This window comes from Oculatella sp. LEGE 06141 (assembly GCF_015207605.1).
Lineage (GTDB): Bacteria > Cyanobacteriota > Cyanobacteriia > Elainellales > Elainellaceae > Oculatella.
Map to the genome: position 1 here is coordinate 1 of NZ_JADEWO010000114.1, position 8,200 is coordinate 8,200.

Here is an 8,200-nt window from a genome sequence, read left to right on the forward strand (position 1 = left end):
GGGGTCTTGTCCCAGTCCGATTGGCTAACATCATTGATGGAGGGGACAGGGTTCTCTTCCATCTTGTTAGCCTAGCAGCACCTCTCGATTTTCTCAATTCCCTTTTTCAACCCCTTGAACAGTTACGGTAAGGTTAAGCACGGCTATGCACTCAACACTATGATTGACGAACCAAAAATCGATCGCCAACGGGAACACCAGGCCAATGAACGAACGTTTCTCGCCTGGTTGCGTACCTCGGTTGCACTCATTGGTTTTGGGTTTGCCATCTCTCGATTCGGGATATTTCTGCGTCAGTTACAGATCTCGCTAACGCAACAAGACCCGGTTGTTAACCCGTTGTTCAATTCTGAGAATTTGGGAGTTGGTTTAGTTGTGTTTGGCGTGTTTGCCATTGCTATAGCCGCCTGGCGTTACAACCAAGTATTCTGGCAAATTGAACGCGGAAACTACCGCCCTAATCGCATTGTGGTTTGGATTATGACGGTTGTTGTCATGATATTTGGGATACTCAGCATCCCGCTTGTTCTCCAACGCGATCGCACCCCCCGGTCTTCACCATCAGTACCGCAGGGTAAGCGACTGCATCCGGCTCCCTTTTTTGGGGCAACCGTCAGGCGATCGCGCCATTTTTAGGGCAACCAATTTACAGCAGTTCTCAATCGAGTCAGCTACAGTCTCGCCAAGATGGGTATGAGGTGTAGGGTTTAAGGCGTGGCAAATGAAAATGACTGTAAGAGAGCATCAGTATGCATCTTATCGTTTAGCCTTGCTGTGGCGGAGCAGACGGGTTCCCTCCCGCTCCGGGCGTTTCACCTGGCAACGGTTCACCCGGTAACGGAGTATCTACACCATCGCTACCCTGGTTACAACTACTTATGGCGATCGCCCACCCGAACAGAAGGGAAACAGCAATTAGAGTTCGCTTCATAGTGATTGCTCTCAACACGTTCATGATGCAATGCTTCCAGAAAAACGCTTCTGAAGTCCATTACAAACGATGGAACTCTAAAAGTCTCCATCTAAAGCCGGATTCAGCGTTATAAACAAATCCCACTCTGGATAGATACGTTCAACGCTATTAGTCGGGATTGTAGAGAAGATTAAGAGAACCTGATGTTTAGGAGCTTACGCAATAATACGACGATTTAACGCATTTCGTTGTCGTTTTTCGTCCTCCATGCTCCGCTCTTAACATCCTTGAAAAGTGGGTATTCTGCCTGTTGGCAGGCGCGATCGCGAACCGAATCAGACATCAGGAATTGCATTGAATTACTCGTAGGTGGCATCCCGTTGCCGCGTAGAATAGCAAGAAAAAGTGTTCCTTGGGGGTTTAGGTGAAACGATTTTTACACTATCCATTAACGTTGCTGTCTGCCTCGATGCTGTTAGTGCTTCCTGTTGCGGCCAATAGCCTTGCCGAAGGTCTCTCCCAACGGCCAGAGACCACTACGGCTCCCGATGCAATTCAACCCTCTGCGCCTGTTCAACCCGGGCAGACTGTAATCCTGCAAGAGGAAGGAACGCTGAGTCCTGGTGGGCCAGTTTTGCCCGATGATAGCCTGTTTGAACAACACATATTTGAAGGAACAGAAGGGCAAACGGTCAATATCCTGATGGAGAGCAATCAATTCAACACCTATCTCATTCTGGTTGATCCGGTCGGCCAGGTTTTAAGCTATAGCAATGATGTTGATCCAACCAGCATGAGTTCAGAGTTGACCGTGACGTTGCCAAATTCTGGTTTTTATCGGGTCATTGCGAATGCCTTTGAGCCAACAGGACAGGGTGACTATATCGTAACCATTAAAGAAGTGGATGCACAGACATCTGGGGAATAGTCCTTCGAGAATGTTTGAAACGTATCAAATGTGCTGCACTCATCCCCTAAATCCTTTCAGAATTGGGGGCTTAGCACCTGAGAAAGCCGGACAAGGAGCAGTTTGAGTGGCAATCAGCACTTTTAAAGCATCCTATTAGCATGGTGGCAGTGCTATTGCGCTGATGACTGAAATGGTCATCAGCGTTTGCTGTTACGAATGGTGATCACTGTAACATCTGCAACACTGTCCATTAAGCAACACTGCCCATTAAGCAACACAAATACCATATTTGGGAAGCAGATCATGGGTAACGTAGAAATGGTGAGCTTCCAGGGCATCATGAAACAGTTTCCAGTTGCTGACTAAAAAGCTGGGATGGAAGGTGAATATTTCATGGTCGCGATCGACGCTGCTCTCTGTCCCAAGCGCCTGATGTTTCCAGGACCCTTTGCCTTTTGGCACATAAGCCACCTCAGCTTTACCAAAGCTAAATACTCCTGCGGCAATAGCCGACAACCATTTGCGGTGGCGTGCCAAGCCATTGTTGTCGGTGATGGTTTGCAGCATTTGTGCGATCATGGTTTTGTCGGGTTCGGGCAACCCCGGCACGACAGCATCAGGATCTGCTGCCCGATAGCGCCGCATCACCCTACACATTTGGTCTGCCGCTTCCAGGAAGTCTTTGGGGTTATTTCTAACAATCTTCTCGCCACGGCCATTGGTATATCCCCAACGCAGGAAGGGCTTATCAGGATTTCCCAGAACCGAACCGTGGCCTAAGGGTAACGCTTCACTGATAAAGTATCCCTTCAAGCGATTGACCAGAGCGCGATCGGGTTGTCCTTCTCCATCTACCAAATGTCTCGCTTCGTTAACGCGATGGTTAACTCCAGCAAACCCTTGATGTGCCCAGGTATCTGCATAGACATGCATTGTGATTCCCAGGCGATGCAGCCCATAGGAGATGTGCTGGCGGTTGATGCACTCTCGCACCATATCTTGAGCAACATAGCTGTTGGGGCGGCAAATCAACTTATCAATAAAACTCCCGTCTGGTTCCTGGTTAGCGCACAGTGCGCCGTTTCCAGGTAAAAAATGAAACGGAATCCAGACCTGATAGTTTGCTAATTCCTTAAAGTTGCGATAATCCAGCATTTTATGGGCAGAGCTAATTCGGCTAAATAAGGCTCCATTGTCAAACCGAATCAATCCGGCGTTGATAGCGTCGTCTACATACTGAGCAGAGTAAGCGATCGTACTGGCGGCTTCATGCTCAAAGCCAGCTAATCGAGCACAGACGTAAGTCACACCATGATGGAAATCGATTTGCATTGTGAAGATAAAGTCTGTAAAACAACCAGAGCAGACGGTAAACAGTATTACACTAAGCTCTGGTTTATCCGTTTCATGAGTTTGAAACTTCTTTTAATACAAAAGACAGTTCTGTTGTTTGTGTGGCTTGACAGATGCAAGCAGGTTGCCAATCACCAGCGATCTCCAGCAGTATTCCCGCACTCGTCAAATGTCCGCTGCTGATCGCAAAAAAGACTGCCAATTTGGCAGTCTTCTTTAATGCTTTTATCAGGAAATAACAGCGCGATCGCCCATCCAGTTCAGTCAGAGATTGGACTCAACCCCTGGTGGCATCACTCTACGGGGGTCGCTTCTCGAAGGCTATCTGGGTCAACATAATGACAGGTCACATCATCCAGGCAAACCAACGCCCAACCCGCTTGATCGATTGCGATTAATTTATAGGCCATTTCTTGAACGAAATACCCTTTGTGGTTGCGAGTTCCTGGAAGAACTTCAAAGTTGTAGTCATCGTTAGAAAACATATTTACTCTCCGGGTATCTTAAAAAAACGGCCTGCTAATTCGTAAAAATAATTTATTTTCAGAACTAACTTGATTAACTCCAACGTTATCTTAAAAAGTATGAGTCGATCATTAAGTTAGTTGAATATTTACCCGATCGGCTTCATCTCGCTAAAGCGATCGCCTCAAATCCTTCACCAGGCTTGAGGTTTGCCTTCGCCCGATGCGTGTATGCCATCCTTACAAATCTTACCAATTGCCCACAGGAGCAGATGTGACCCGCAAAACGCTTTATTTAGCCAGCCCCTACGGTTTTTCGCAGCAGCAAAAGACGTTATTGTTACCACCGTTGATTCAATCCCTGGAAGCATTGGGGGCAGAGGTTTGGGAGCCGTTTGCCCGTAACAATCAGGTTGATTTCTCGCAGCCGGGATGGGCTTATCAGGTGGCGCAGGCCGATGTAAAGGATGTGAAGCAATGTGATGGTATTTTTGCCGTTGTGAATGGAACACCACCCGATGAAGGAGTCATGGTAGAACTGGGAATGGCGATCGCCCTCAACAAAGCAATTTTCCTGTTTCGGGATGACTTTCGTCGCTGTAGTGACAATGAAGCCTATCCTTTGAATCTGATGCTCTTTGCCGGATTGCCGGAAACAGGTTGGCAAGACTATTACTACACTTCGGTAGAAGATATTCAAACCCAGGAAAAAGCCCTATATCGTTGGTTGTTTCAGGTTCCTGCCTGAATGGTTGTTTAGGATATTACTCACTACTCATCGACAATGAGGCAGTAGCAGCCCCCAGTTGCAGGGCATAGAGGTTAGCATAAATCCCTTGTTGAGCCATGAGTTCTGCGTGGGTGCCCTGCTCTGCAATCTGTCCTTGCTGGATAACCAATACCTGATCTGCTTGAGACACAGTGCTGAGGCGATGAGCAATAACGAAACTGGTACGTCCTTGTAACAATCGGGCGATCGCGTCTTGTACCAGTGCCTCTGTTCGAGTATCAATGCTGCTCGTTGCTTCATCCAGAATCAGAATTTTGGGGTTAATTAACACCGCCCGAGCAATGCTAACCAACTGTCGCTGTCCCTGGCTTAGAGGTGCCCCTCGTTCTCCTAACTGAGTGCTGTATCCCTGCGGCAATGAGGTAATAAACTCATGCACATTGGCCAGTTGCGCGGCGGCTTCAATTTCGGCCTGGGTTGCCTGGGGATAGCCAAACGCGATGTTTTCGGCTACCGTGCCGCTAAACAAAATATTATCCTGCAAGACGATACCAATTTGACGACGCAGACTGGCTTGAGTAACCTGACGCACATCAATGCCATCAATTTTGACGGCACCGCTGGTGACATCATAAAAGCGCAAAATTAAGTTAATAATGGTACTTTTACCCGCTCCAGTAGGGCCAACTAAAGCAATCATCTGTCCAGGTTGAGCCTTTAAGTTCACTCCCTTAAGTACTGGCTGATCGGGTGTGTAGCCAAATGTAACCTGCTCAAAGATGACTTCCCCTTGAATCATTGGCATTGCGATCGCGTCTGGCGCATCGTTCAGTTGCGATGGTTCGTCCAACAGCATGAAAATTCTTTCTAACCCAGCCAACGCAGATTGCGCTTGCGTGTAAAACTGGCTAAGAATCTGAATTGGGCGAAAGAATTGCTGAATATAGAGTAGAAACGAGGTGACGACTCCCACGGTCACCGCTCCGGTGACGGCCAGGTAACCACCATAGGCTAATACTCCTGCCGTAGCCAGCGTGTTAAGAAAATCAATAGATGGTAAGAACGCCGCGGTAATTGCGACTGCCTGGACGTTAGCATCGCGGTTTGCAGCGTTTAACAGGTCAAATTCCTCAATGTTTAAACCCACCCGATTAAACGCTTGAGCTTCTCGCACGCTGCCAATATCTTCTTCTAGCTTGGCGGATAAGTCGCCAATGGTTTGCCGTGTCACCCGGAACCTGGCTCTGGCCCATCGTGCAAACAGACCTGTTGTAAAAATCATCAACGGCACCACCAGGTTGCTCAACAAGCCGAGCTGAAAATTAATCGACAACATGGCGATTACGATGCCGATTAAACTGAACGTGTTGCCCAACATTTGTGCGATCGTTTGTCCAAAGGCTTGATTCACCGTGCTGACATCGTTTAGCAATCGGCTCATTAAGTCTCCGGCTTCGCTGCGATCGAAAAAGCTGACGGGCAGGCTTTGAATTTTAGTGAAAATGTCCTGCCGCAGTTGAGCCAGCAAGCGCTGCATAATCCAACCCACCCTGAGAATCTGCCCTCGAATGGCCCACACCCCGGCGATATAGATTAGCCCCAAGGCTCCTAACATCAATAGCAAGCCGGGTAGATTTCCTTGAATGATTAAATTATCAATCGACCAGCCAATTAAAAATGGCCCAATAGCCTGGGTGGCAGCACCCACCGCCACCAATGTTAGAGCAATCGGAACGTCTTTGCGATGGGGACGAAGGTACTGTAAAAAGCGCTGTAACGTCGAGAGTTGCCGATTTGCCTTTTGCTCAGATGCCACAACGGGTCCTGTGCCTCTCATTCGTACTCCTGATAGCGTTTTGACAGGGTAGGGCGTGGGATGGGATGTCCTTAAATGGGATAATCCTGAGGTCTACCGCGTTCACAGTGTTCCTTGCTATTTTAAGCAACCCGGGCGCTTATCTGAAGTACATACTGCCATCGCCGCTCTACGAGACGACGTGAGCGAAGAGGCCACAAACTGTCTGTGCGTTTTGAAATTGAGTTGGCAACTCTTGCTAAAGGAGGAAGATGGTTGAGGCGAAAATACCCAAGCTAGGTGAAGGCGATCGCCAGAAGATCATAAACTACAACAATACAACCGCTTCTGACGGTTGCCGTGTCAATAGTTGAGGAGAGGAATGTTGCGCTCCAGGTACTGGCAGTTCGTCCTATCGTTTATTGCATTTCTCAAACACGTTCTGGTGAAACGTTGGCGATCGCTGCTGGTGCTATTGCTTGGCATCTTTCTACCCCTACAACTTTTTGGAGAACTGGCAGAAGAGGTCTGGGAAACGGAGGGCGGGTTCCCCTGGGATGTTCCTATCTTGTTAGCGATTCGCTCAACCGCGTCTCCACAACTGGATGCTGTTGCTGTCGTGTTAACCAAATTGGGCGCATTTTGGGGTATGGTTCCGGCGGCTGTCGTTGTTTCGTTCCTGCTGCTGCGCCAACGCCATTGGCGATCGCTCACCTATTGGTTAACCACCCTACTCGGCAGCGTGGCAATTAATCGAACGGCAAAACTACTGCTGCATCGGGTGCGTCCGCATCTATGGGAATCACCTGCTCCAGAGTTTGATTATGGTTTTCCTAGCGGCCATGCTATGGCCAGTATGACGCTGGTTGTAGCTCTGGTCATTTTGATGTGGGGGCACCGTCGCTGTGGATGGATTGTAGGTGTGGGAGGGTTGTTTGTCCTGGTAATTGGCTGGACGAGACTCTATTTGGGAGTTCATTATCCCAGTGACATTCTGGCGGGTTGGGCGGCTTCACTGGCCTGGGCAATTGGGGTCAGTCTGGTGATTAGACCGCATTGGGTTCAACGAACGCCACCCCCCGATCCGGCGCGATCGCCCTATTAAGCTTGTCAGGAAGAGAGCTGAGAAGAGAACTTGTCGGTGAAGCTCATCAAGAACCTAACTTTCTACTAAAAGAAGGTACAGGAAGTTGATTTAGATGCTTCCAACAGACTGTACAGGCCGGTAGATCGTGGGCGATCGCGTAAGGTTCGTGAACCGTATCTAGCCAGTGAAAAAACTCTTGGAAGTTTTGTGATATCTCTGCTGCATCAGCATGAATATCTCCTAGCTGAAAATGAGGAGCCTGATTTTCAATCGCAAAGGGGCAAGCGTGAAACTTGCCCTCAGTCGTGAGGACTGGATAGCAATGTGGACAACGAGAATTGGCTTTAGGTCGTGTTGCTTCTCCAGTGAAGGGTTCTACGCCCCGTCCTGAATCCACTACGTCTGGATGACCAATGGCGATCGCTCCCGGATGTTGCGTCTCATAACCTTCCAGACGCTCCAGGGCTTTTTGGGGCATTTGGGGTGCGCCATCACCAGTGGCGATGGAATAGTTGAGTGAGGCCGTTGTTTTACCCAGTGGATCGGACTCCAGGATTTGTAGCAATCGCTCTGCCTGGATCCCGTTGGAGTAAATCACAATGGCTCCTTGATACTCGTGCTGACGTAGATAAGCGATCGCCCAGATCACGTTCTCTGAGTTGAGTGTGGGTTCACCTCCGTAGAATTTGATCGTCCCCTGCTCCGTCAGCGTCACCGCTCGCAATACTGCATCCAAATGATCTGCTGTGTATTCGCTATACCATCCTTTCGGGCTACCAAAAACAGTGCAAAAAGAACAGTCTCGATTGCATTGATTACCGGGGTAGAGATGCAGTTCTAGAAGGCGATCGTCAGTAATTACACCTTTGTCGCGGGGCTGTCGTTCTTTGAAGGTCATGGGGGTGTGAGGGAGATTAGGGTATGGGATATGGGGTATGGGATATGGGG

9 protein-coding genes are annotated in these 8,200 nt (G+C 48.8%); 4 read left to right on the plus strand and 5 right to left on the minus strand.

What is annotated here, in order from left to right:
* The first annotated feature begins 159 nt into the window (after nucleotides 1-159).
* Entirely contained in the window at nucleotides 160-636 is a 477-nt protein-coding gene (locus tag IQ268_RS31445) for a YidH family protein (RefSeq protein WP_193887327.1), read from the plus strand.
* A 127-nt stretch (nucleotides 637-763) separates the two neighbouring features.
* On the opposite strand, the gene IQ268_RS31450 is transcribed toward IQ268_RS31445, so the two are convergent.
* Entirely contained in the window at nucleotides 764-931 is a 168-nt protein-coding gene (locus IQ268_RS31450; RefSeq protein WP_193887329.1) for a hypothetical protein, read from the minus strand.
* Between the two features lie 406 nt (nucleotides 932-1,337).
* On the opposite strand from IQ268_RS31450, the gene IQ268_RS31455 reads away from it, so the two are divergent.
* Entirely contained in the window at nucleotides 1,338-1,841 is a 504-nt protein-coding gene (locus IQ268_RS31455) for a PPC domain-containing protein (RefSeq protein WP_193887331.1), read from the plus strand.
* 249 nt (nucleotides 1,842-2,090) lie between these two features.
* On the opposite strand, the gene IQ268_RS31460 is transcribed toward IQ268_RS31455, so the two are convergent.
* Nucleotides 2,091-3,155 (minus strand): DUF6765 family protein, encoded by a 1,065-nt coding sequence (locus tag IQ268_RS31460; protein ID WP_193887333.1) that lies wholly within the window; start codon nucleotides 3,153-3,155, stop codon nucleotides 2,091-2,093.
* Between the two features lie 314 nt (nucleotides 3,156-3,469).
* Entirely contained in the window at nucleotides 3,470-3,661 is a 192-nt protein-coding gene (locus IQ268_RS31465) for a hypothetical protein (protein WP_193887335.1), read from the minus strand.
* A 253-nt stretch (nucleotides 3,662-3,914) separates the two neighbouring features.
* Between IQ268_RS31465 and IQ268_RS31470 the strand changes: the two genes are divergently transcribed.
* Nucleotides 3,915-4,388, plus strand: a complete 474-nt coding sequence (locus IQ268_RS31470) for a nucleoside 2-deoxyribosyltransferase (RefSeq protein WP_339383238.1) — start codon at nucleotides 3,915-3,917, stop codon at nucleotides 4,386-4,388.
* A gap of 16 nt (nucleotides 4,389-4,404) precedes the next feature.
* Here the strand turns inward: IQ268_RS31470 and IQ268_RS31475 are convergent, their stop codons facing one another.
* Nucleotides 4,405-6,207 (minus strand): ABC transporter ATP-binding protein, encoded by a 1,803-nt coding sequence (locus IQ268_RS31475; RefSeq protein WP_193887339.1) that lies wholly within the window; start codon nucleotides 6,205-6,207, stop codon nucleotides 4,405-4,407.
* Nucleotides 6,208-6,547: 340 nt separating this feature from the next.
* On the opposite strand from IQ268_RS31475, the gene IQ268_RS31480 reads away from it, so the two are divergent.
* Nucleotides 6,548-7,270 carry a phosphatase PAP2 family protein gene (locus IQ268_RS31480; RefSeq protein WP_193887341.1) on the plus strand — a complete coding sequence of 241 codons (723 nt, stop codon included), beginning with the start codon at nucleotides 6,548-6,550 and terminating at the stop codon, nucleotides 7,268-7,270.
* A gap of 46 nt (nucleotides 7,271-7,316) precedes the next feature.
* Here IQ268_RS31480 and IQ268_RS31485 read toward each other — a convergent pair.
* Nucleotides 7,317-8,200, minus strand: an 884-nt coding sequence (locus tag IQ268_RS31485; protein ID WP_228035902.1) for a radical SAM protein, incomplete at its 5' end; no start/stop codon positions are given.

Bases quoted from the DNA above. Each gene is read 5' to 3' on its own strand.
- IQ268_RS31480 (WP_193887341.1), top strand. From the start codon at position 6,548: ATGTTGCGCTCCAGGTACTGGCAGTTCGTCCTATCGTTTATTGCATTT.
- IQ268_RS31445 (WP_193887327.1), top strand. From the start codon at position 160: ATGATTGACGAACCAAAAATCGATCGCCAACGGGAACACCAGGCCAAT.
- IQ268_RS31465 (WP_193887335.1), bottom strand. From the start codon at position 3,661: ATGTTTTCTAACGATGACTACAACTTTGAAGTTCTTCCAGGAACTCGC.
- IQ268_RS31475 (WP_193887339.1), bottom strand. From the start codon at position 6,207: ATGAGAGGCACAGGACCCGTTGTGGCATCTGAGCAAAAGGCAAATCGG.
- IQ268_RS31460 (WP_193887333.1), bottom strand. From the start codon at position 3,155: ATGCAAATCGATTTCCATCATGGTGTGACTTACGTCTGTGCTCGATTA.
- IQ268_RS31450 (WP_193887329.1), bottom strand. From the start codon at position 931: ATGAAGCGAACTCTAATTGCTGTTTCCCTTCTGTTCGGGTGGGCGATC.